The organism is Shewanella sp. SP1S2-4, from assembly GCF_031932075.1.
GTDB classification, from domain to species: Bacteria; Pseudomonadota; Gammaproteobacteria; order Enterobacterales; family Shewanellaceae; genus Shewanella; species Shewanella baltica.
Genome location: NZ_JAUOET010000013.1, coordinates 98,733 through 120,438, shown reverse-complemented (window position 1 = coordinate 120,438; position 21,706 = coordinate 98,733). Strand labels below are relative to the sequence as shown.

19 protein-coding genes, 1 tRNA gene and 1 pseudogene are annotated in these 21,706 nt (G+C 43.2%); 6 read left to right on the top strand and 15 right to left on the bottom strand.

Going from position 1 to position 21,706, the window contains the following annotated elements:
* Positions 1–73: 73 nt before the first annotated feature.
* Together Q4Q52_RS13605 and Q4Q52_RS13600 are read left to right on the top strand one after the other, a co-directional pair.
* Positions 74–300 (top strand): annotated as a pseudogene (locus Q4Q52_RS13605) (transposase); the annotation flags it as partial.
* 30 nt (positions 301–330) lie between these two features.
* A complete protein-coding gene (locus Q4Q52_RS13600; RefSeq protein ID WP_311990852.1) occupies positions 331–675 on the top strand; it encodes a hypothetical protein in 345 nt (114 codons plus the stop codon).
* A gap of 369 nt (positions 676–1,044) precedes the next feature.
* Here Q4Q52_RS13600 and Q4Q52_RS13595 read toward each other — a convergent pair whose 3' ends face one another.
* The 11 genes from Q4Q52_RS13595 to Q4Q52_RS13545 form a co-directional block, all read right to left on the bottom strand.
* A complete protein-coding gene (locus Q4Q52_RS13595) occupies positions 1,045–1,362 on the bottom strand; it encodes a hypothetical protein (RefSeq protein WP_311990847.1) in 318 nt (105 codons plus the stop codon).
* Between the two features lie 130 nt (positions 1,363–1,492).
* On the bottom strand, positions 1,493–2,314 hold the full coding sequence (locus Q4Q52_RS13590) for a hypothetical protein (protein ID WP_311990846.1): 822 nt from the start codon (positions 2,312–2,314) through the stop codon (positions 1,493–1,495).
* A gap of 285 nt (positions 2,315–2,599) precedes the next feature.
* Positions 2,600–4,495: a DNA polymerase gene (locus tag Q4Q52_RS13585; RefSeq protein WP_311990845.1), complete on the bottom strand. Its 1,896-nt coding sequence runs from the start codon at positions 4,493–4,495 to the stop codon at positions 2,600–2,602.
* 254 nt (positions 4,496–4,749) lie between these two features.
* A complete protein-coding gene (locus tag Q4Q52_RS13580; RefSeq protein WP_311990844.1) occupies positions 4,750–4,962 on the bottom strand; it encodes a hypothetical protein in 213 nt (70 codons plus the stop codon).
* Positions 4,963–5,696: 734 nt separating this feature from the next.
* Positions 5,697–5,918 carry a glycine zipper domain-containing protein gene (locus Q4Q52_RS13575; RefSeq protein WP_242326492.1) on the bottom strand — a complete coding sequence of 74 codons (222 nt, stop codon included), beginning with the start codon at positions 5,916–5,918 and terminating at the stop codon, positions 5,697–5,699.
* Between the two features lie 168 nt (positions 5,919–6,086).
* On the bottom strand, positions 6,087–6,521 hold the full coding sequence (locus Q4Q52_RS13570) for a DUF2787 domain-containing protein (protein ID WP_311990843.1): 435 nt from the start codon (positions 6,519–6,521) through the stop codon (positions 6,087–6,089).
* Positions 6,522–6,597: 76 nt separating this feature from the next.
* On the bottom strand, positions 6,598–7,140 hold the full coding sequence (locus tag Q4Q52_RS13565) for a hypothetical protein (RefSeq protein ID WP_311990842.1): 543 nt from the start codon (positions 7,138–7,140) through the stop codon (positions 6,598–6,600).
* A gap of 5 nt (positions 7,141–7,145) precedes the next feature.
* Positions 7,146–7,559 carry a hypothetical protein gene (locus tag Q4Q52_RS13560; RefSeq protein WP_311990841.1) on the bottom strand — a complete coding sequence of 138 codons (414 nt, stop codon included), beginning with the start codon at positions 7,557–7,559 and terminating at the stop codon, positions 7,146–7,148.
* Positions 7,560–7,625: 66 nt separating this feature from the next.
* Complete coding sequence (locus Q4Q52_RS13555) at positions 7,626–8,813, bottom strand: site-specific integrase (RefSeq protein ID WP_311990840.1); 1,188 nt, start codon at positions 8,811–8,813, stop codon at positions 7,626–7,628.
* A gap of 373 nt (positions 8,814–9,186) precedes the next feature.
* Positions 9,187–9,273 (bottom strand) — tRNA-Leu (locus Q4Q52_RS13550).
* Positions 9,274–9,573: 300 nt separating this feature from the next.
* On the bottom strand, positions 9,574–11,163 hold the full coding sequence (locus tag Q4Q52_RS13545) for a bacteriohemerythrin (RefSeq protein WP_311990839.1): 1,590 nt from the start codon (positions 11,161–11,163) through the stop codon (positions 9,574–9,576).
* 314 nt (positions 11,164–11,477) lie between these two features.
* Between Q4Q52_RS13545 and Q4Q52_RS13540 the strand changes: the two genes are divergently transcribed.
* Positions 11,478–11,609 (top strand): DUF3149 domain-containing protein, encoded by a 132-nt coding sequence (locus tag Q4Q52_RS13540; RefSeq protein WP_006083014.1) that lies wholly within the window; start codon positions 11,478–11,480, stop codon positions 11,607–11,609.
* 142 nt (positions 11,610–11,751) lie between these two features.
* Here the strand turns inward: Q4Q52_RS13540 and Q4Q52_RS13535 are convergent, their stop codons facing one another.
* Complete coding sequence (locus Q4Q52_RS13535) at positions 11,752–12,363, bottom strand: superinfection exclusion B family protein (RefSeq protein WP_063882249.1); 612 nt, start codon at positions 12,361–12,363, stop codon at positions 11,752–11,754.
* Positions 12,364–12,531: 168 nt separating this feature from the next.
* On the opposite strand from Q4Q52_RS13535, the gene Q4Q52_RS13530 reads away from it, so the two are divergent.
* The gene (locus tag Q4Q52_RS13530) at positions 12,532–14,163 is read left to right on the top strand and encodes an ATP-binding protein (RefSeq protein WP_311990838.1); all 1,632 of its coding nucleotides are present in this window, start codon (positions 12,532–12,534) and stop codon (positions 14,161–14,163) included.
* An 87-nt stretch (positions 14,164–14,250) separates the two neighbouring features.
* On the opposite strand, the gene tcdA is transcribed toward Q4Q52_RS13530, so the two are convergent.
* Positions 14,251–15,060 carry a tRNA cyclic N6-threonylcarbamoyladenosine(37) synthase TcdA gene (tcdA, locus tag Q4Q52_RS13525; RefSeq protein WP_311990837.1) on the bottom strand — a complete coding sequence of 270 codons (810 nt, stop codon included), beginning with the start codon at positions 15,058–15,060 and terminating at the stop codon, positions 14,251–14,253.
* A 426-nt stretch (positions 15,061–15,486) separates the two neighbouring features.
* On the opposite strand from tcdA, the gene Q4Q52_RS13520 reads away from it, so the two are divergent.
* Positions 15,487–16,551 carry a porin gene (locus tag Q4Q52_RS13520; protein WP_311990836.1) on the top strand — a complete coding sequence of 355 codons (1,065 nt, stop codon included), beginning with the start codon at positions 15,487–15,489 and terminating at the stop codon, positions 16,549–16,551.
* 446 nt (positions 16,552–16,997) lie between these two features.
* Positions 16,998–18,062 (top strand): porin, encoded by a 1,065-nt coding sequence (locus tag Q4Q52_RS13515; protein WP_311990835.1) that lies wholly within the window; start codon positions 16,998–17,000, stop codon positions 18,060–18,062.
* Positions 18,063–18,237: 175 nt separating this feature from the next.
* Here the strand turns inward: Q4Q52_RS13515 and parC are convergent, their stop codons facing one another.
* The gene (parC, locus tag Q4Q52_RS13510) at positions 18,238–20,514 is read right to left on the bottom strand and encodes a DNA topoisomerase IV subunit A (protein WP_311891527.1); all 2,277 of its coding nucleotides are present in this window, start codon (positions 20,512–20,514) and stop codon (positions 18,238–18,240) included.
* On the bottom strand, positions 20,507–21,679 hold the full coding sequence (locus Q4Q52_RS13505; protein WP_261272407.1) for a sorbosone dehydrogenase family protein: 1,173 nt from the start codon (positions 21,677–21,679) through the stop codon (positions 20,507–20,509). The genes parC and Q4Q52_RS13505 overlap by 8 nt, the downstream gene beginning before the upstream one ends.
* Positions 21,680–21,706: the final 27 nt, after the last annotated feature.

Sequence of the window (21,706 nt, the reverse complement as noted above, 5' to 3'; positions counted from 1 at the left end):
TTGTGTCAGGTTAGTTGTCACCCCTTAAAAAATCACTATTGTATAAAGACAGGGGGCGGTAACAGAGAACGATATGCCTCGGTATTCACAAGAACGTAAGGTCTCGATCCTTAAAAAGTTACTACCCCCGCACAATTTAACCGTTGCAGAGGTTGCAAGGGAAGAAGTCATGGCTGTGCAAACCTTGTATCATTGGCGAGATAATGCCAGAAAAGAAGGTCGTCCAGTGCTAGGGAAACATTAACAACCGATGATTGGTCAGCAGAAACCAAGCTTGCTGTCATTATCGAAACTGCACCGGCCAAGAGATTTATCGACAGAATACACTTCATGCTGAGTTACTTATTTTTAATGACTTCAAGCACGGCTATTACTATTTTAGTCAAACTAGCCCCCCCCTCCTCCCTCAAAGGCGCCAAATCTCAAGGTATTGAAGCACCGACGATTATCCTGCCTAAAGTATGGAATGAGCTAGCTCTAGCCATAAAACAACACAATCCTAGGGATAAAGTTAAAAATTACTATGACGAAGCCGAAAATGACCATGTAGATAAAAGTTCCTTTCAAAACGCATTGTATTTTGATTTTTGGTATAAGACAGAGGAACTAATGAGATGTATTCCAACGGTAAAATGGTTAGATCTACTCTCAAAGGTGCATAAGAATAAAATATAATAACTGTACCCCCATGCCACTATGACACAGGAGTGATTAACGTAATAAATTCAGTATATTGTGCTTTGCGTTCAAACGATGGTAATGGGATTTTGTATCAAAAAATCGTATATCGTTGATGCTTTGGAAACTAAACAGCAAGATAACCACTATCTGATTATCTTGCTATTTATGAGTATTCTTATTTGAGCAATGGTTTCAATAAGCTTCTCACTAGCCCACTCACTGCACTATCGCTACCTCTTATGTAAGCCTTTAAAATAACAGTCTCATCAGGACTTAAATAAAAGCTTAATCTAACCTTTTGCGGATGACGTTGCGGCCTACCACCAATAGATTGGTCAATGCTTGCTAGGCTTGGTAGCTTCATTATCGTGTCCCCAGTTTAATGATTTCGTCATACACTAACTCATGCATAATACGAGTCTTGTTGAGCTGGAACTCCCCGTGGTCATTATGAATATTTTGGTACCAATCATTACCATCTTTAGCGACACGCTCGAACAGAGTCGTCGCTCTAATCCCATACACATTCAACTCACCAAGCGCACTTTGTAACTCTTGCACTGCGTCATCATACTTGTTTTGTTTAATGTAATTAATAATGATAATAACGATAGGTTTACCGCTGGGTTTGACTAAGTTATACGTTTCAATACTAGCCTGAATGCTTCGTGGGTCTGTCATCGTAGGAATAACAATTACGTCACACAACTTCGTCGCATGTAACACCTTTGGGTCGATTTGGGAGTACATGGCACCAAAATGAGACAATGATGTAGAGGGAGGAACTCCCTCTACATCCAATACGAGCATCTTACACTAACTCACCTAATAGGTGCATTACCTCGCCCATCCGACCTTGCGGAAATAGCTTATACAAATCCATCGTAGGATAGTGGTTCAACAGTACCTTAGTTAACCGCATTGACCGTATTGTTACGGGTACTGCATGCTCGGGCAACTTAGAACGTTTGGCATTTTTACATTCATCAGTAGTGGTCTTATAACCTAATGCTGTTAATTGTTCAGCCAATGCTTTATGAGTTAACCCCCGATCACACCCCCAATATTTTTGCACAGCAGCACGTATGAATATCCGCCGCAACAAACCAACAGAACCCTCTGTAGTCACCTTGATACCTGTACCCTTGGTGGTAATAGCACTCTCGTAATAATCCTCCCAAGATTCCCAGTCCGCCATTGTCTTCAAGCAATTGTCAGTTCTCCATCCATCAAACAGAACACGGGCCTGCTGGGCTTCTTCGGCACTACGCCAAGGTGAGCTATCAAAGGCTATATGCTCTCGACCATCAACGGCAGTCATACGAGGATTTATAAGCTTTCGTTTAAAGTCGAATTCCAAGTTCAATCGACGCTCTTTTTTCAACATCACTAAATCTGACTCATTTAGCCACTGCTCAGTTGTAGATATTAGATGAGTATTGTCGGTCAGTTGATTTGGCCGACGCTCAAGGTATAAATCAATCATGTAACGATTATGTTCACTAAAAGAGCACGGAGGTTTTATGCCAGCCTTAGCTAACAGAGCTGGATGTCCTTCAATAGCTTGAGCTGTTATCTGGCCTCTAGTTTTCATGGCTATTACTTGAGCAATTCGATGCTTTTCCACTAGCATTGCGTTATATCTCCAGCTATTACATCAGTAACAATTAGTTGGTTTAATTCGCTAATAATTTCATACAACTTGCCTTGAAGCACGTTACACCCCCAGTTTGTATTAGATTGTAGCATCACGATAAATAGTTTTAGCAACTCATCGGAACAGGGTAAAATTCCATACTGTTTCTCAGTAACCAAGATCGCATCCTGTAATTCCAGTAAGGCAGCATTTCGTCCTCGGCATGCTTTCTTGGCAACTATTGTCATATATTCACGTCGAAGCTGCATGTAAGTAGCCATATTATTCATCGCCTATAGTGTTAAAAGGTTTACTCACAAGTAAGTCGTGCGAATTAAAACGAGTGCAGATCGGCCCTGAAAGATTCAATTCATCTTGCGGCGCGTCAGTAAGAAAACCATCCGTAGTGACGCTAATTACTTGCCTATTTGTTGGCACAGATGCTAATAGTTCACCGATCACGGCACGAACAAAGCCTGTAGTGTGCGCAGCGAAGTATGGGTTAGTCACTGCGGACCGTGGTATGTCTTTGCTCAACCCACTAGCCAATTCAAAGGCGGTTTTGCCGCGTAAACCCTGAGCAGTTTTGCCATATAGTGAATTACCTATTTCTTTCCACATCAACTCTTCAAAACTTTTCTTAGGGTAGGAAGTTCGCTTCTCACGAATCAATCGCACGAACGATAGGAATAAAGATTCACTGTCACTCTGCCATGGGATTACTACACCTTGCAGGATCTCGATGGTTGCCCCCATATTGTGAGCAACCTCGATTTCAGGCGCAGTAGTGTAGGTTTCACCAGTAAGCGGGAAATACAGCCCATATAGTGCGTGATGTACGGCAAAAACGGGGTGGGTTGTACTATCCGGGAAAGCAAACCGAACACGGGCGAAGCCACAAACATGCCCGCAGAAAGCATCAAGGCTATCAGTCATAAACGCCCTGTCATAATCAAGCGGACGTATATCAACCATACCTGTCGTATATGCGCCAGCTAAGTCAAAATCATAGAAAGTACCAACTGCTGACGGGCCAGAAGTGAAGCATTCATTGCGTCCACCCATGTAACAGCGAATAGCTAAGTGCTCGAATAACTCACGTGCATCTGTAGGCATTAATTCCTTTTTAGTATGAGGCCGCCCTAACTGGGCATTCCAGTGTTGAGTCGTAATTTCACGCTCACCAAAAGCTTCACGTTTATCCACGCTAGAATCTTTAAGCATTTTCTGAAACACTGCCACCCCCATTGCACCAAGCGTTATTGGACACTTAGATAACCCTAATTCAGTCGAGGAAAATTTGAACATTTTTAAACCATAAGCCAATGCAATCTCAGCATCGCGCATGGCATATGCTTCAAACAAACTAGGCTGTTCAAGCATGAATTTGCGCATATCACCTTTGGAATAAGATGGGGGTAACTCCAACTTAGGCAAGCCTATAATTTCGCCAATTACAGCTAAACCAGCCCCACCAGGACTTAGCGCTAGGGTGTCAACAAAACGAACATGAGTGCGATACTTCTCACCAGATGGAGCTGCAATAACTTGAGGGTCTTTACCCGCCTTGCGTTTTCCAAAGGCATTTACATCCACACCATAATCGGTCTGGGCAGAGGCAACAGTTCGACGTAGCCCACGTAATGTAGTTTTTTGGTTTTTCCAGAAGTCAGCAAAGTTAGTTATATCAGCGCGTAGGAAATGCCCGAATACAACTACCTGCTTTGGCACTTCATCAATTAGTTCTTGCTCAAACATTTCACAAAGCACGCGTCCAACTAGAACATCAAATTCCAAACGGTGATTCTTAGCACCACTTTTTGGGAATATCAGTGTGGAGTACTGCCCCAGTGTTGTTCGTGCAAAAACCTGATAGCTGAGGATCTCGTTATACCCTCTCACAGTGCTGAAAACGTATTCAGTATCAAGCCCTAGATAAACCGTGTCACCATTAGCCCACTCTAGGCTCATGGGTTGATAGCAAACAGGGTCAACTACAAGTGGGCCTGTTGGAACATCATTATCGAGTACCATAAAGGGAATAATGTTCTGTGGTATTTCGTTAAAACATGAATCGTTAGAGGGTGTCGGGGGGACGTTCACCTCTTGCATAATCGAATTTGAATAAGTTCCATAAATCTCATCAACTTCGATTTTTGTTATCGGATATCCCATCATGCATTTTCCTATTGATAAAATTTGAAGTAAAAAGCGCCCCACCCGTATATAAGGGGCGCTTCATTTAATATAAAAAAGTGACATTAGATAACAATTAAGATATTAAGCGCTAACGATTCCGTCACGCATAGTTTGAAAATTAGTGTTAGCTGCTTCACGTACCCAATGCAGCTTCAATCCACTAGCATTAAGTAATATTATTCGGATAGAAATGGCGCTTAATTTAATATAAAAAAGTAAAAATCAGATGACTATTATGATATTAATACGTTAACGATTTCGTCACGCATAGTTTGAGCTTTAGTGTTATCGACTTCGGGGATCCAAAGTAGTTTCTCACCATTAGTATTAAGTAACATGATCCCATGGTCACGATAATGTGAACACGAACCAATAAGATTTTTACGCATCACATCGCCATTTGAAAGTTTGATGAACGGTGATTGAACTTGAGTTGCTGTAGTCATAGTCATACCTTTTTTTAAAGTTAAGTAAAAGTTAAAAGAAATACCAAATCCGTTTGGATACCCACAGATTAGTGAAACATTTTGAAAGATGCAACATCTGACATTGACGTAAAATCCTATATTTTCAGCCATTTAAACAGGATTAAATGTTAAGAAAAAGTTTATAAGGCTTTCGGCTACTAGAGAACTTTTTAGCGGCACTCAAATCAAACAAGATGCTCTAAATAATTATTTTTCACTAATTGTCTGTTCGAACAAAAAACATACAGGTCGAGTCAGTATTTCACAAAACATAGCCACGAAAGAGACTATGTTGGCACTAACTTTTGGAGTAAAAGTGTTACTTCGGAGTAATGGGTATGTATACCCCCTATATGACACCATCAATTTCCATTTACATTTGTCCAAGTTAGACATGCTAGTAGCTGCATCGTGTCTGCAAATTTTATGTCTGGTATAGGTGGGTATACCAAGTAACATACCCATACAGAAAAATTACACCCTTCAATGTCACTCTAATTATTTCCAGCTGTATTTTTTGGTGATTCAAACTTGGTGTGACATCACTGTATGGGATAATGACTATTATCCCCCCTCTACGATACTTTCATCATCCTGTTGCGCGATATATCAGCGCTCACGTTTTTGTGAATCATTAACACGCTATTAATCGGATCTCGTTATCTTCCTTGCTATAAAAAAAGAAGACTCAGCATCTTCTTTCACTTTATTATTTAATCGCTATCATTTCCCAGCACATAACCTAATGTGCCACCTATTATGGCGCCCGTGACCATACCAGCAGGGCCAAAACATCGGCCAATCACTATCCCTGTCGATGCCCCTTTGATTGCGCCTTTATAACTGGGGCGAACTTCATAACCAACTCCATCGCTGCTTTTACTTATCCTGACCGCGCCCGTTTGACCTACATTTGTAATGCGTGATTTCTGCATTTAATCTCCTCTTTCTACGTTAACGGATGGTGTATCCGCCGTGACTACAACTAAAACAACAAGCGCCACCTCATCATCGCTTGAACCGCGAGGATTAATGCGGAGGCGCTTATTATGGATTAAAGCAAGATTGGTGCTCCTGTCCTGCTCCTGTCTTTCGAAACCTCATCAACTTTCAGCTGCTATTTTGATTTCGTCAAAGACCTCCATTTCGACATAAGCTAAAAAGTTCATTTCCCATACTTGATAGAAATCCATCACATCAACTTCGCTAATGGACTGGGGAGGCATAAACATAAAAGTTACCAACCCATTGTCGAAGTCAAAATCCACTTCCTTAGCCAACTCCGGATAGGGATACCCCACATAACTAAAATCAGTAATGTAATTAAAGTGCCACTGCCCGCTTTCTTGCTCGATACGGATTTCAACTGGATGCCAACCTCCACTTTCTGCGCTGTAACTACTATCTCTAAAGTTAAAGGTTAAAGCGCTGACTAAGGGGGTGAGCTTGTTTTGCTGCTTTGCTATCTGAGTGAGCTTGTCTTGCAAATCAACAGAAATAGGCAACAGTAAACGCTCAACGTTAAATGTTAAGTTCATAATGATTTATCTTTGATTTTCGGGTGGAAGGTACTCAGGAAGACTGAGGTATGAAGGCGTTAATAAAGACCGATAGTTAGCTAGGTATATCCGCTAATTTTACTAGTGCAGCTTTACGCTCATCATAATCAGTTGATAATTGATGGATAAAGACACTCTTCTCGGATTGACTGAGTAGGCCAATTTCAGCGCTTCGTAGCACAGCGGCCAGAAAGGCGGCATTATTCGCGCTTCCCCCTTTAAAAACAGCTTTTAGTATCGTGCTCTTGATGGTTAATCCGGCCATGCTATCGAGTAAATCAAGTACAGCTTGTACAGATACCCACTCTTTAGAATGCAAACCACCCCCTTCGTTACCACTGAGCCGAATGTGAAGTGAACCACCTTCATTTACCGCCAGCTGGTAAAAGACGTGGTTCTGCGTTTTAGGACTTAGCTTTAATGCTTTGCCATGTTCAACGATTAGGTTATAGCCAATGAGGTGTTTATCTGTTGTTGGTAAAGTGGAGTGTTCTACCGTAGAACGTTCACCAGATACCACAGTATCAAGATGGCTATCTGCTATTTGTTCAAACTCTTGCGTAACTGAGCGGGTAACTGTTTTCTGTTTATTCGCCATGATATTTATCCTTCAGGATTGAGTAATTGAGTCGTTAATTCCAATACGATTTGGGTTTGACTTGATAGGGGTGCGAGGAGATAACACCCTCCACCATCATCGGTGAAAATAGCTAAAGCGAGTAGGAACACCTCGCCGTTATCATCACCTGAGGCTTCTGTGATAACGGTGTCGACAAACTCTGGACACTCTTTGACAAAATCCATCAGAGATTGAGATGCCTCATCTTCTTGACACAGCGATGCATCGCTATCGCTGGCTTCAATATAAATCAAGGCAGTATCAATCTCCTCCCACATAGATTGAGCCGCGTTGATATCAAAATCAAAAGGCTCAATTAGACGCATCATCAGTGCCTGAAGGCTATGTGCCGATAACCCAAGCTCGTCCAATTGCTGTAGTTTTCTAATCACTTTCATTGCGTGTTCTCCAAATGAAAAAGCCCCATGTTCAAAATGAACATGGGGCTTAATAAGGTTATTAAATCAGTGCTGCGAGCTGTTTTGAATTAGACCCGATAAGCTCTCTGACGTTTCACGTTGCTTACCTTCGCTTAACTTGGCATATCTGAGCGTACTTTCAATACAGCGGTGATTAAGTAACTTCTGTACCGAACTAATATCAGTACCGTTTGATATCAAGTTACTGGCGACGCTATGCCTAGCTGTATGAAACACAACATTTTGAGGATTATCAATTTGTGCGGCAGCCTTAATATAATTAAACGCATATCTAGGTTGATAAATAGGTTTACCGACTTTGCTGCCAGGAAATATGTAGGGGTTGTGAGGTACCCTTGGTATACCCCGCAGAATTTCAATCATAAATGTAGACAGATAAATGAGATGGTAACTGCCGTTCTTTGTTCTCGGTATGCGTAAAACGCCCTTATCTAAGTCAACATCAGACCAATGCCGTAATCTCAGTTCAGATTCCCGACAGCCCATTAAGAACAGTAACGCAATGAATGAACCACTACTCTTACAATGATAACTTAACGCTGCATTGATAATTCGACGGGTTTCATCAAGATCGCAATAACGCGTTCTCGCATTATCCTCAGGGAACAACGCAATCCGAGCGGCAACATTAGTAATATCCAATAACTGTACCGCCAATTTACCCATCGTCTTGAGTAACGCAATAACTCTGTTGCAAGTGGCGGGAGCATAGGCTTTCCTATCCTTGGTGGGCGTATTCATATCTAACTGAATTTGCATCACATGATTGGCAGTTAACTCACTATATTTCAAATGCGCAATCGACTGACAATGGTATTTAAACCGCTGCATATCATGATCCCAAGTTCGCTTTCTCTTTTTAGCTAACGGCAAGTACGTATTCCAGAAGAAATCCCCTACAGTGGGTATTAACTGGGACACATCCCTTGCTTGCTTTGGATCATTCCCTTGGGCAATTTGAACTTTGTACTGTCTGGCTATTTTACGGGCGCTATTAAGGTCAACATCAGGAAATCGGCCTATTGCAATCGAACGCTTCTTCCCCATGATTTGATAACGCAGCAAAAATCGTTTGCTATCTGTCTTACCCGATAAACACTTTAGCCCAACCACTTCGGTATCAGAAAACTCAAGCTCAGTCGATGATGATTGGGAAGGATTTTTTGGTAATGAACTCAGCAGGGTCGTGGTGAATTTAAATCGTGTTTTCATATTACCTCCTTGAATTAAGGGTGCTAATCAAAAAAGTAATATGGTTTTAAAACGAAGTTTAATGCGGAGATTCAAATTTAATGAAGATGTCTTTTTGCCCCCGTTATGAGCTCAAATCGACCAGAAGAGTACCAGAGACGGAGACCACGAACGTATGATTATGTTAGCTGAAGAATTAGACGCTACCGGAGTTTGCTGCTAAGCCTTGTATTTTGAAGGAGGATGATTCTTCACTCAAGGTTACCGGATATCGACAGGAAGGAATTATAAAGCTGGATTAAAAGTTTAAAGACAAAGGAAATGACTAAGGAGGTAAATCGATTAAGTACTTATTTTAGATACAAAAAAACCGACGCTAAGGTCGGCTTTGAAGTGGTACCAGTGGCCAGACTCGAACTGGCACGCTTTTAAGGGCGCGGGATTTTGAATCCCGTGTGTCTACCGATTTCACCACACTGGCATTATCTTCAATCTCAAAAACTTTGCAAATCTTTGCAAGGATTTTGCGCGTTAATTCTTTTGAATTAACTTTTTACATCATCAGCTTAGTGAAAATTAAGCTGTAAACACTGTGACTTTTGAATCCCCTGTGTCTACCGATTTCACCACACTGGCATATCAAATATGCACTTAGAAGCAATCAAACAACTGGCTGTCTCTAAGTGCTGGGAATTATACCTTTGCCCATGACAATGGCAAGTCTTTTGCCGCGACTTTAATACAAATTGCATTTAACCGCTCAAAAATCATGCTCTTGGGGTTATTCTGCACCATGGGATAACAAAAAGGCGGTATATTCTTTATCACTTTTTTGGATATGGTTAACCAGCCAAGCCTTCAAGAAAGTCATTAATTCGTCGGCAACATCTTCCCCTTTTACAACCCGCTTTTGAAAATCAAGTACTTGCCCGACTAACTTGCCGTGCTTTTCCTTATGACTGTCGGTTTGTGGGTAACCAAAGCGGGCAAAGAGCTCTTCTTCATAGGCAAAGTGATTGGCGGTGTAATCCACCAGCCCTTGCACGATACGTTTGATGGCTTCGAGTCCATACTCTTCGTTTAATGTGCGATGCAGTTCATTGATCAGCGACACTAATCGTTGATGTTGACGATTGATCTCTGGCATCCCTATGTCTAATTCAGGTCCCCATTTCACAAACAGTTTATTTTGTGCCTGAGTCGAATTAAAGAAAGCCGCATTCACATGGAATCGGTGCAGCAAGGAGCCGATTTCCTGCGACATGTTATACACTTTCAAGCTCGATAAGTTAGTGTTGTTGGTGTGAGATGCATTACTCAGCGCGAGTTCTGCCATCACAGTAATATTTTTATTAATCTCTTCAGCAACAGTGTGTTGTTGCCCCGATGCCGTGGCGATTTGATGGGACATATCGGTAATGGTCTCCACCTGCGTGACAATTTGTCCGAGCGCGCTGTGGGCTTGATTCACCATCTCAGCGGTTTCGTCGGCAATGACCACGTTTTTCAACATGACTTCAACGCCATGTTGTGCGCCTTTTTGTAAGGCAGCGATTTGTTGTTGGATTTCCACCGTGGCTTCGGATGTCCGCTTAGCGAGATTACGCACTTCATCGGCGACAACGGCAAAGCCGCGACCATGCTCGCCGGCTCTCGCACTTTCAATGGCGGCGTTTAAGGCGAGTAAGTTGGTTTGCTCAGCCACCTGCGAAATGGTTTCGATAATGCTACTGATATTGTTGCTGTCGGCGGCCAAGTGTTCAATCACGGTTCGAGTGTCATGGATCTGTGCTGACATAGCACCAATTTTAGTCACTATGCCATTCATGATTTGGTCGCCATGCTTGGCAGAACTTTGGGCAATATCGGCGGCCTTGGCCGCACTGACTGCATTCTGCGATACCGCTTGCACGCTTGAAACCATTTGCGTCATCGCACTGGCGGCCAGTTCCGTTTGATGCTCTTGCTCTAACACGCCTTGTTTGGCCTGCTCACTGATGACCTTGATATCTGAGGCGACTTTTTTCATCCCCTCGCAGGTATCAGACAAAGATAAAATCGTGCGGCTGACATCCTCGCCCATGCGGTTGATGCTATGCACGACCTTAATGAACACGCCCGCATCTTTCTCCTCTAATTGATAGCTTAAATCCCCCTCACCTAAATGATGGGCGGCGCGCTCAAGCTGCCTTAAATTGCGAATTAATTTATTGATGTTGAAAATTAAAATGCCGGCGAGCGCGCTTAAACACAGGATGGCGACAAAGTGCCCTGTGGCAACTAAACAATAGAGTGGATAAATCAGCAACAGCAGTGGCGCAAAGATAGAATTATATCCCATTGAATCCTTACTACTTTTATTAGAATCCATTTTTTACTCCTTTAAAAAACTGATATTGCCGCATTCATATTAAACAAGGGCGAATAGATGGAATGCACGTTAACTAAATAAATAACGAACTCATTGAGTAGGTTAATCCTAGACGCTAACAGAAGATGAAACAAAGCCAAATTATTTGAACTCATCACTGTTAAGCATAGCCTTAAACTTGACCAAGATCACAGAGTTAACTAAGAGTTATCGCTTTGTATTCCTATGTCGATTTTTTATTGATCGAGATCAGTATTTTGGCTATCGAATACCGCTAATTTAGAGAGGACTTCACAGGAAAGAGGATTTCAGTCATGGCATTTTGGTTAGATCTAATGTTTGGTAACCCCATAGGCTTACTTTCAATGATCGTTATCTTTAGCACAATAGGGATAGTGTCCTATATCACTTGGATGTTCATTGTGAAGTCGGCACCGAAACAATAGTTTTTGCTCCAGTTGTTCTTCATGTTCTTGTATAAATGCAAAATCTAGGGGGTATTTATCACCCCCATTTTTTGTTGTCTCGCTTTTCAGAATACTGCAACTCATCTAAAGCCAGCACTCATCCGAGCGAGACTAAACACGCCTATGCAGCGTGTTTTCTGTTTTGTACCAGACCATTTAAAAATTGCGGACGCGCTTTAATCAACGACTGCATCTCTTCTTGGCTCGGCTCACCCGCAGGTAAACGCAGCACATCGCGGTTGAGGTACATGCGAGCCTTCATAGCAATCTTATAATCGGCTGTCGGTCCCTGAATCGCATAATGGCGCTCGTTACCTAGCTTTTCTAAGATACAGGCATTCAATAAACTTTTTACGGCAGGCTCATTTTGCGGCAGAGTCAAAATCGTGGCGCCCTGAAGAAAAAACTCTCTGACTAACGCTCGCTCAGCGGGATCAAGCAAGTTCACTTTAGCTTCAATCGTCTCAATAACGCGCTTATCACTTAAATGACGAATTGATTCATCTAAGCCTAAGTTAATCAGCTGACTCAAAAAATAGGCGATAGAGATGATTAGACCTAATCCAACAAAATGAGCATGTTCGGGCACAAATTTATCGAGCGCCAGCACTGCCAACGCATTAGGAGGAATAAGGAGTAAGACAGTACAACTCACCATTAGCCACAGCATGACTCTAAACATCATTTTCTTCGGGCTAAAAAACTTAACTGAATCCAGCTTGAGTTTAAACATAGTGCTATCCCAGTGACAAAAAATTGAACTTATTGGCTACAAAGCAAATTTAATGCCACAAATGAAGACTTATTTCATTGATTTTATCTGCGAGAAAATGCACTTTCTGGATCTGTAGGTCTATGCTTATAAGCATCTCAAGCCGCTATTGCATAAAGAAAATTTAAGATGCTGACATTCTTTAGCCAACTTATCAAAAGTCCCATAGGCAGGCACCTGACCTTGTCTATTGTACTTTTTAGCTCTGTTATCACCTTAATCACCACTGCGTATCAATTGATCAGTGATTATCGCAATGACGTTGTGCGTATCGACAGAGTGTTTTCCAATATGGAAAAAGTGAATTTAGATGTGCTCGCCGCCAGTATTTGGGTGATTGACGAGCGGCTGATTAACACTCAGCTCAATGGCTTAATTCAGCTGCCCGATATTAACTACATTTCGATTAAAGATGACAGCGGCCAAGCATGGAATGCAGGCGAGCAAAAACAAGAACACTCCTTAGATAAAACCTTCCCGCTAGTTTATAAATCCCCGACCGAGAGCATTAATGTCGGCACACTTGAAATACAAGTCGATGTCGATGCCATCTATCAGCGCTTATATGATAAAGCCATTATCATTCTGCTCTCTAATGGAATAAAGACCTTCTTAGTTGCTGGATTTATTCTGTTTTTAGTATGGTTCAATATCACCAAGCACTTAGATAAACTCAGTCAATACTGCAAAGATATCGACCTAGATCAAGAATACGAGCCGCTGCAATTTGCCCGCCAAGAAAAAATTGATGAGTTTAAACAAGTCGCCGACTCCATCAACAGCATGCAAGTACAACTGAGAAGCTCCTTTGGCGCCTTAAAGAAATCTAAGGCTGAACTGCAAACGGCCCTAGAAGACAGAGAGCGGCTACTCAAGCTCGAACGTAGCTATAAAGAAGAACTCGCCAGACAAGTCAAAGAAAGGACCATAGAACTAGAACAATCCCTTAGCGCACTAAAACGGGCGCAACAAGTGTTAGTTGAGCAAGAAAAAATGGCGGCCTTGGGAGGACTCGTGTCAGGCGTAGCCCACGAGATCAACACACCGATTGGCATTTGTTTGACGGCGGCGAGTGCACAGCTGAGCCATATTGAAGAACTGATCGATCTGATCCACAGCGATCAAGCCACCTTAGACGAAATCAATGAGATCCTTAATGAGTATCAAGAAAGCTGTGAACTCATAGTCCGCAATATCACCAAAGCCAGTAGTTTGATCCAAAAATTTAAGACGATCGCCATCGATCGCAGTCATGAAGAACACCAACCTTGTAACTTAAGTCAGCAACTCCACGAGATTTTGGAGTCAACATTGATTATGCATCCGCATGTCAACGCCGTTACTGAAATCAGCGTAGAACCCACACTCAATATTCAAACCAATATCAGCTTATTGAATCAGATTGTTAGCAATATTCTGTCGAACGCCTTTACCCATGCTTTCCAAGGACGCGAAGATAATCTTATCCACATCAGCGCCACAGTGGATGAAGAGTCGATTCTAATTAGCATCCAAAATAATGGTTTAGAAATTCCAGCCGATGTCGCTGAACACATGTTCGAGCCATTTTTCACTACGAATCGTAATAAAGGCGGCACGGGCTTAGGATTATCAGCGGCCTTTAATGCCGCGACGCTGTTGAAAGGCACTATGAGTTATCGCGCAGACTCAACACTTGGCGGCCCGCAATTTGATATCAAATTTCCGTACACTCAATGTGAGCCTACGGTCCTCAATGGCCAACAAGATTTTTATATCTAGATATAACACAATGGACTAGCACAATACTGAAGTGATACTCACCGCTCATACCAGCGGTGAAATCATCAGTAGAAAAACGTTAACCCTTTAAAGCGTTTCTTGAGCTTGCAGCGCTAAGCGCGCTAATACTCGACTTGCCGCCACGAAGCCAAATGTCCCAGTGACCATAGTGACAGCGCCAAAACCTGACGCACAATCCATTCTCATGCTGCCATCGGCCGCGGCTTTAGTACCACAAACAGAGCCATCGGCTTGCGGATACACTAACTGCTCACTGGAAAAAACCGCATCGATAGCAAAGCGGCGTTGCACGTTTTTAGAGAAGTTATATTCACGGCGCAAAATATTGCGCACTTTGGCTAACAAAGGATCTTGGTAAGTTTTAGCGAGATCTGTTAACTGAATTTGAGTCGGATCTGTCTGCCCACCCGCACCGCCTACCGTAACAACCTTGATTTTTTGACGTTTACACCAGGCAATTAACGCGGCCTTTTGCTTAACGGCATCAATACAGTCAATAACATAATCAATATTGCCGCCCTCTTTAGCCCCGAGCAAATACTCGCCTAGATTATCCAATGTAATAAAATCTTCAATTTCATTCACTTGGCAATCAGGATTAATTTCACGGATCCGCTGCGCCATCACAGCGACTTTAGAACTGCCAATAGTGGAACTGAGCGCGTGAATTTGACGGTTAGTGTTAGTGACACAGATATCGTCTAAATCCATCAAGCTTATCTGTCCGATGCCGCTTCGCGCTAAGGCCTCTGCCGCCCAAGTACCTACGCCACCAATACCAATCACCACCACGTGGGATGTAGCAAATTTAGCCAGAGCCTTTTGTCCATACAAACGGCCAATTCCGCCAAATCGATTTAGATAGGCCTCAGTCATAAATACTTACCTTATATTACTCAATAACAGCAGGAGCGCTTGCCCTAGCATCGAAGTGATGCCAGCAGGGACAGCTTAATAGCAGCACTAAAAATGTGCGGTGGATTCTAAACGATCTGGACATAAATCGAAATCAGATCCGCAGACACATAACACCAGATGCAAAAGGATACGATTGCCAAGTAAGCGTAACAAATGCAAAGACTCATAATGCATGGCCGAACAACTCGGTAATCAACATAGTAAAAAACTGTATTTAACTTGTAAAACAATACGTTAAATAAAGCACCCTTTATATGAAACTTGATCCAGATCACACTTTATTGCTGACAGTCTGTGCAGACTTTGCCACATAAAAGCTCAACAGCATGCATAGATACTGAAGTTATCAATGCATATAACAGCGATAAGCACAGGAAAATGAAGATGAAAAAGAATCTACTGACGACGGCTATTATTTCTAGCCTCACACTCTATTCATTCACAGCACTCGCCGATGGCCCTGAATTCTATGGTCATGCTGATCTTGCCATTACCAATTCAGACACAGGTTATGCAACTCAAAACCAAAAGGAGGGCACTGTTCTTGAAAACAACTTCTCTTGGTTAGGCGTAAAAGGTTCTGAAGCTGTAAGCCCTTACTTTGACATCATTTATCAAATGGAATTTGGTGTCGAAAACTTTGACAACTCAAATAAAACCTTCAATGCCCGTAATACATTCCTAGGGATCAGAAGTGCCGCTGGTACGGCCTTAGTAGGCCGTAACGATACCGTATTTAAAGCCGCTGAAGGTAGCTTCGATCTTTTCGGTAATACCAATGCTGATATCGACTTACTGGTTGCAGGCCAAACACGCTCCGCCGATGGTATTTCTTACTATTCACCTAAAATTGCCGATCTGGTGACGCTTAATGCCACTTATCTGATGAGCGATAACTATGACCAAGTGGATAGCAATGGCAACGAGGTGTATAGCAAAGATCACATGTATGCTCTGAGCGCCACCTTAGGGGATAAAACCTTTAAAGCACAGAACTACTATGTCGCTGCCGCCTATAGTGATGGTATTGATAACGTTGAAGCCTACCGTGGTGTGGCCCAAGCTAAATTCGGCGATGTTATCTTAGGTGCCTTATATCAACACAGTGAACATGTGGATGATAAGTTTGCCAATCTCTCAGGTGATACCTACTTCGTCAACGCGGCTTACTTAATTGGCGACTTGAAATTGAAGATGATGTACGGCAAAGATGACTCAGGTTTAGGTAAATACGTGAGCCGTTATGTCGGTGACCAAAACAACAGCGGCTTAGAACAAGTCCGTGATGTTGACCTGCAACAGTTCAGTGTGGGTGCCGATTACCGTTTGAGCACTAAGACTATGGTCTATGGTCACTACACGCGCTTCGATGGTGATCTTATGTTGGCCGATGTGAAGCAAGACCTGAATGACAACATCTTTACTGTTGGTTTACGCGTTGATTTTTAAATAGATTAATCAACTAACCACAAGGTTATTTCTTGATAAAAAAGCGGCTCCGGCCGCTTTTTCTGCTTAGATATCGTCCCCAAACACATATCCACAGCCGATATGACAGACTTGCTACAGTATTAGTATATGCTACAGTTACCCTCGCCGACCCACTGTCTAAGGCAATCCGCCTTACCTACCACTTAAGTAGTAAGTGAAAAATACAGTTTTGCAGCTTTCAGGCAAATTTGCAGTCAAGGTATAAGGAAATATCCTAGAAATATCCTAGAAATAGCCCGAATATGGACAAGGAGAGCCAAAAACATGATCTGCACCACAGCCTGCGAGTCGTAAAACTGTAAAAATCGGCGGTAACTTTGTTACCGACTCAGGTGACAAATGCGTTAAACCACACAAAAACCATGAAAAATGGAAAAGAACTTAGGTTCGAGGGAGCACAAAACATGAAAAAGACATTCATCTCTGCATCAGTTGCATCAGTATTGGCATTGGCTTCATTCGGTGCGCTAGCCGAAGGCCCAAGCTTCTATGGTCGTTTAGAGCTTGCTTTAACCCATACTGACACTGCTGCTACCCTACAAGGCGGCACTAACGGTATCGATACCACTAACTATGCCGATGAAAATAACGCTGGCACATATTTAGAAAACAACTTTTCTCTGTTAGGTGTAAAGGGTTCAGAAAAGATTGCTGATGGCTTTGAAGCTATCTATCAAATGGAATTCCAAGTTGAAAATACATCAACAACGGGTGATGTATTTAAAGCGCGTAATACTTATTTAGGTTTAAAAACTAACGCAGGTACTGTGTTAGTGGGTCGTAACGACACAGTATTCAAACAAGCCGAAGGCGGTGTGGATATTTTCGGTAACACTAACGCCGATATCGACCGTTTAATCAGTGGCCAAACTCGTAGCGCTGATGGTATGTGGTACTACTCGCCAAAAATCGCTGGCTTAGTAACACTGAACGCAACTTATTTGTTTGATGATAACGACACGACTGCAAAAACTTCTGAAAGCTTATATGCATTAAGCGCGACTTTAGGCGATAGCAAGTTTAAAGAACAGAACTACTATGTTGCTGTAGCCTATAACAAGGGTATTTCAGGTATTGATGCGTACCGTGGTGTGGCTCAAGTTAAATTAGGCCAATTCAAAGTCGGTGGTTTATTCCAACAATCAGAAAACGTTGTGAATAGCGATATCGATGGCAATACTTACTTCGTGAACGTTTCTTACGATCTGAATGGCGTAAACCTGAAAGCTGAATACGGTGCTGATGATGCTGGCTTCGGTAACTTCTACAAAAACGTTAATAAAGGTGGCGCAACTGGCACTGATATCAACGTACAAAACTTCAACATAGGTGCTGACTACCGTCTAGCTAAATCAACTATGGTATACGGCCAATACGCTATGTACCGCGGTGACCATGTTGTTGCCGGTAACAAAGTTGATCTACAAGATGACAACGTATTCTCTGTAGGCGTACGTTACGACTTCTAATCTCTTAACCCAGAGATAATTAAAAACCTACTGTAGCGATACAGTAGGTTTTTTTATGTCTCGAATAGAACAAACGGTCAAGACTCAGGCGATAAAAACAAAAAAGCCACCCAAGTCAACTTAGATGGCTTTCATTTATGTCTTTAATGCTTCAAAACCTTGAGTCCATCAAGGATTAAATGCTCGGTAATGGCTCGCCGCCGTCACCTAATTCAACGCTATCGACACGTTGTAAGCCCCTTGGCAATTTAGCCCCACGACGACCACGTTCACCACGATAATGCTCAAGATCGCTAGGCTTAAGTGTGAGTTTGCGTTTACCCGCCCACAAGGTGACTGGCGTGTCACTCGGCACTAATTGTAAGTGCGTCATCAGCTCTTCACGATTCTTGGCTCTTTCCGTAGGGATACCGATAATCTTGTTGCCTTTCCCCTTAGATAATTGCGGTAAGGCTTCCAGCGAGAATAACAACATTCGACCTTCGTTCGTGATCGCCAAGAGCGACATTTCCTTAGTGCGATCAATCAACTTAGGCGTTAATGACTTAGCGTTTGTCGGCAAACTCAGCAAAGCCTTACCCGCCTTATTGCGTGACACCATATCATTGTACGAGCAAATAAAACCGTAACCCGCGTCAGTTGCCAACAGGTAACATTGGTCTTCCTCACCCATCAACACATGCTGCATGGTTTCGCCAGGTGCCATATTGAAGCGAGTCGTAATAGGTTCACCTTGGCTACGTGCCGAAGGCAAAGTATGGCTATCGGTCGCAAATGCCCGCCCGGACGAATCAATAAACACCGCCGCCTGATTACTTCGCCCCATCGCACTGCACAGGTATTGGTCGCCAGACTTATAGGAGAGCGATAACGGATCGATATCGTGGCCCTTAGCACAACGTACCCAGCCTTTTTCAGACAAGACCACTGTCACAGCCTCAGTCGGCGTTAACTCTTGCTCAGTTAAGGCGCGAGACTCGTTGCGCTGCACTATGGGTGAACGACGATCATCACCGTAGGTTTGCGCATCTTGAATTAATTCTTTCTTTATCAAGGTCTTCAAGCGACGCTCTGAGCCCAATAACTGCTCAAGCTTCTCGCGCTCGGCTTCAAGCTCATTCTGCTCGGCCGTGATCTTAAATTCTTCTAACTTAGCTAAATGACGTAACTTTAACTCGAGGATCGATTCAGCTTGTTTATCACTGAGTGAAAAACGGGCCATCAACTCAGTTTTAGGATCATCGTGAAAACGAATAATCTCAATCACTTCATCAATATTGAGGAAAGCGATCATCAAGGCTTCGAGTATGTGTAACCGCGATACGACTTTATCTAAACGGTATTCCAAACGACGTTTAACTGTATCAACGCGGAACTCTAACCACTCAGTCAATAAGGTTTTTAGTCCCTTCACCCGTGGGCGGCCATCGAGACCCAGCACGTTTAAGTTAACTCTAAAGCTCTTTTCTAAATCCGTGGTGGCAAATAAATGTGCCATCAGTTGATCGCAATCGACACGGTTTGAGCGCGGAACCACCACCAGCCGCACAGGGCTCTCATGATCCGACTCATCGCGCAAATCGGCCACCATAGGTAATTTCTTCGCCTGCATTTGACTGGCGATTTGCTCTAAAATTTTACCACTACTGGCTTGGTGCGGCAGCGCAGTAATGATGATTTCACCGCCATCGACTGTGTAAACCGCGCGCGCTCTTAATGACCCACGGCCCGACTCATAAATCTTTGCAATATCAGCAGACGGGGTAATGATCTCGGCTTCCGTTGGATAATCAGGCCCAGGCACAAAGGCCATTAATTGCTCGAGTTCAAGCTTAGGATCATCGAGCAATGCCACGCAGGCTGAGACTAATTCCCTGACGTTGTGCGGCGGAATATCCGTCGCCATACCCACGGCAATACCGGTAATCCCATTAAGTAAAATATGCGGTAAACGTGCTGGCAGTACTTTTGGCTCTTTTAACGTGCCATCAAAGTTAGCGCCCCACTCGACCGTGCCTTGCCCCAGCTCGCTGAGCAGCACTTCAGAGAATTTGGATAAACGCGCTTCGGTGTAACGCATAGCCGCAAATGACTTAGGATCATCGGGTGCACCCCAGTTACCTTGACCATCGACTAACGGATAGCGATAGGAGAATGGCTGCGCCATCAATACCATAGCCTCATAACAGGCGCTATCGCCGTGGGGATGGTATTTACCTAATACGTCACCGACCGTACGTGCCGATTTTTTATGCTTAGACTGAGCCGACAAACCTAACTCACTCATGGCATAGATAATTCGACGCTGTACAGGTTTAAGCCCATCGCCAATGTGTGGCAGGGCTCGGTCCATAATGACGTACATGGAATAGTTCAGATAAGCCTCTTCGGTAAAGCGCCGCAACGGCATTTGCTCTACTCCATCGAGACTTAACTTGATAGCGTCACTCATTTTCTTCTAGTTCCTGTGGTTCTTCAGTACTATCGCCCTTATAGAACAAACGATACACATTACCTTTTAAATCATCTGAGATGTACATAGCACCGTCGGCAGCCGATAACAGCGCAAAGGGGCGAGCGACGGGAAACTCACCGTCAAGGAAACTAACAACCGTTTCACGACTCACCACTTTTTGGTTTTCAATCTTGAGCATAACCACTTGGTAACCGACTTTGCTCGAACGATTCCACGAGCCATTTTCGGCTACAAACAACTGATTATGGTACATATTTGGAAATTGATTGCCGCTATAAAACGCAAGCCCTGTGGGTGCAACATGGGCAGGCAGTTCATATACTGGTAGCGAAATTTTTAGATTTTTTGGCTTTTCATAGGCAGGTTCAACCACAGCACTGGCATGTAAGTAAGGGAAGCCATAATGACTCCCAATCACATCGACGCGGTTAATCTCATCGGGTGGCAGGTTATCCCCCATCCAATCTCGGCCTTGATCGGCAAACCATAATTTTCCGTCTATTGGTGACCAATCAAATCCACTCGCATCACGCACACCGGTCGCAATCTGTTCACTCGCACCTGTATCAACATTGATCGCTATGATACTGCTGTAAGGTACTGGCGCTTCACAAACGTTACAGGGCGCACCAATAGACACATATAAACGGCCATCTGGGCCAAAATTAATTGCCCGAGAACTTTTCTTCTCTGAGTAAGGCAAATCACTGTAAACTTCTTTGGGTCGACTCGGGCGGCGTAATCTTTGCTCGATATCAACAAAGCGTACGATTTGATTTTCAGTGGCAACAAACAAGTCGCCATTGTGGAATGCAATCGCATCGGGTGATTCAAGCCCTTTAGCAATCACGTAGCGCTTATCGACACGACCATCTTGATTGCTATCGACTAACGCATGAATAGTGCCGCTCTTATTGGAACCGACAAATAAAGTGCCATTCGCCCCCATCGCCATTTGCTTTGCATCACCAATATCCGAGGCATAAAGCGATAAACCAAACCCCTTAGCGACGGTAATCATGATCGATTGGGAACCCGCAAAGGCGCTATTGCAGAGCAATAACGTTACACTCGCTAGGAGCGTAAAACCGGCAGACAACACCTTTAAGTAATTATAATTATTAGTTTTAATACACAACATTGTAATTTTCTTTATGCCTATGTTTTA

Excerpts from the sequence above, each read along its gene's own strand:
- Q4Q52_RS13575 (WP_242326492.1), bottom strand. The coding sequence starts at position 5,918 with ATGCAGAAATCACGCATTACAAATGTAGGTCAAACGGGCGCGGTCAGG.
- Q4Q52_RS13515 (WP_311990835.1), top strand. The coding sequence starts at position 16,998 with ATGAAAAAGACATTCATCTCTGCATCAGTTGCATCAGTATTGGCATTG.
- tcdA (WP_311990837.1), bottom strand. The coding sequence starts at position 15,060 with ATGACTGAGGCCTATCTAAATCGATTTGGCGGAATTGGCCGTTTGTAT.
- Q4Q52_RS13585 (WP_311990845.1), bottom strand. The coding sequence starts at position 4,495 with ATGATGGGATATCCGATAACAAAAATCGAAGTTGATGAGATTTATGGA.
- Q4Q52_RS13595 (WP_311990847.1), bottom strand. The coding sequence starts at position 1,362 with ATGACAGACCCACGAAGCATTCAGGCTAGTATTGAAACGTATAACTTA.
- Q4Q52_RS13530 (WP_311990838.1), top strand. The coding sequence starts at position 12,532 with ATGCTGACATTCTTTAGCCAACTTATCAAAAGTCCCATAGGCAGGCAC.
- Q4Q52_RS13570 (WP_311990843.1), bottom strand. The coding sequence starts at position 6,521 with ATGAACTTAACATTTAACGTTGAGCGTTTACTGTTGCCTATTTCTGTT.
- parC (WP_311891527.1), bottom strand. The coding sequence starts at position 20,514 with ATGAGTGACGCTATCAAGTTAAGTCTCGATGGAGTAGAGCAAATGCCG.
- Q4Q52_RS13540 (WP_006083014.1), top strand. The coding sequence starts at position 11,478 with ATGGCATTTTGGTTAGATCTAATGTTTGGTAACCCCATAGGCTTACTT.
- Q4Q52_RS13545 (WP_311990839.1), bottom strand. The coding sequence starts at position 11,163 with ATGGATTCTAATAAAAGTAGTAAGGATTCAATGGGATATAATTCTATC.
- Q4Q52_RS13535 (WP_063882249.1), bottom strand. The coding sequence starts at position 12,363 with ATGTTTAAACTCAAGCTGGATTCAGTTAAGTTTTTTAGCCCGAAGAAA.
- Q4Q52_RS13580 (WP_311990844.1), bottom strand. The coding sequence starts at position 4,962 with ATGACTACAGCAACTCAAGTTCAATCACCGTTCATCAAACTTTCAAAT.
- Q4Q52_RS13560 (WP_311990841.1), bottom strand. The coding sequence starts at position 7,559 with ATGAAAGTGATTAGAAAACTACAGCAATTGGACGAGCTTGGGTTATCG.
- Q4Q52_RS13590 (WP_311990846.1), bottom strand. The coding sequence starts at position 2,314 with ATGCTAGTGGAAAAGCATCGAATTGCTCAAGTAATAGCCATGAAAACT.
- Q4Q52_RS13600 (WP_311990852.1), top strand. The coding sequence starts at position 331 with ATGCTGAGTTACTTATTTTTAATGACTTCAAGCACGGCTATTACTATT.
- Q4Q52_RS13520 (WP_311990836.1), top strand. The coding sequence starts at position 15,487 with ATGAAAAAGAATCTACTGACGACGGCTATTATTTCTAGCCTCACACTC.
- Q4Q52_RS13505 (WP_261272407.1), bottom strand. The coding sequence starts at position 21,679 with ATGTTGTGTATTAAAACTAATAATTATAATTACTTAAAGGTGTTGTCT.
- Q4Q52_RS13565 (WP_311990842.1), bottom strand. The coding sequence starts at position 7,140 with ATGGCGAATAAACAGAAAACAGTTACCCGCTCAGTTACGCAAGAGTTT.
- Q4Q52_RS13555 (WP_311990840.1), bottom strand. The coding sequence starts at position 8,813 with ATGAAAACACGATTTAAATTCACCACGACCCTGCTGAGTTCATTACCA.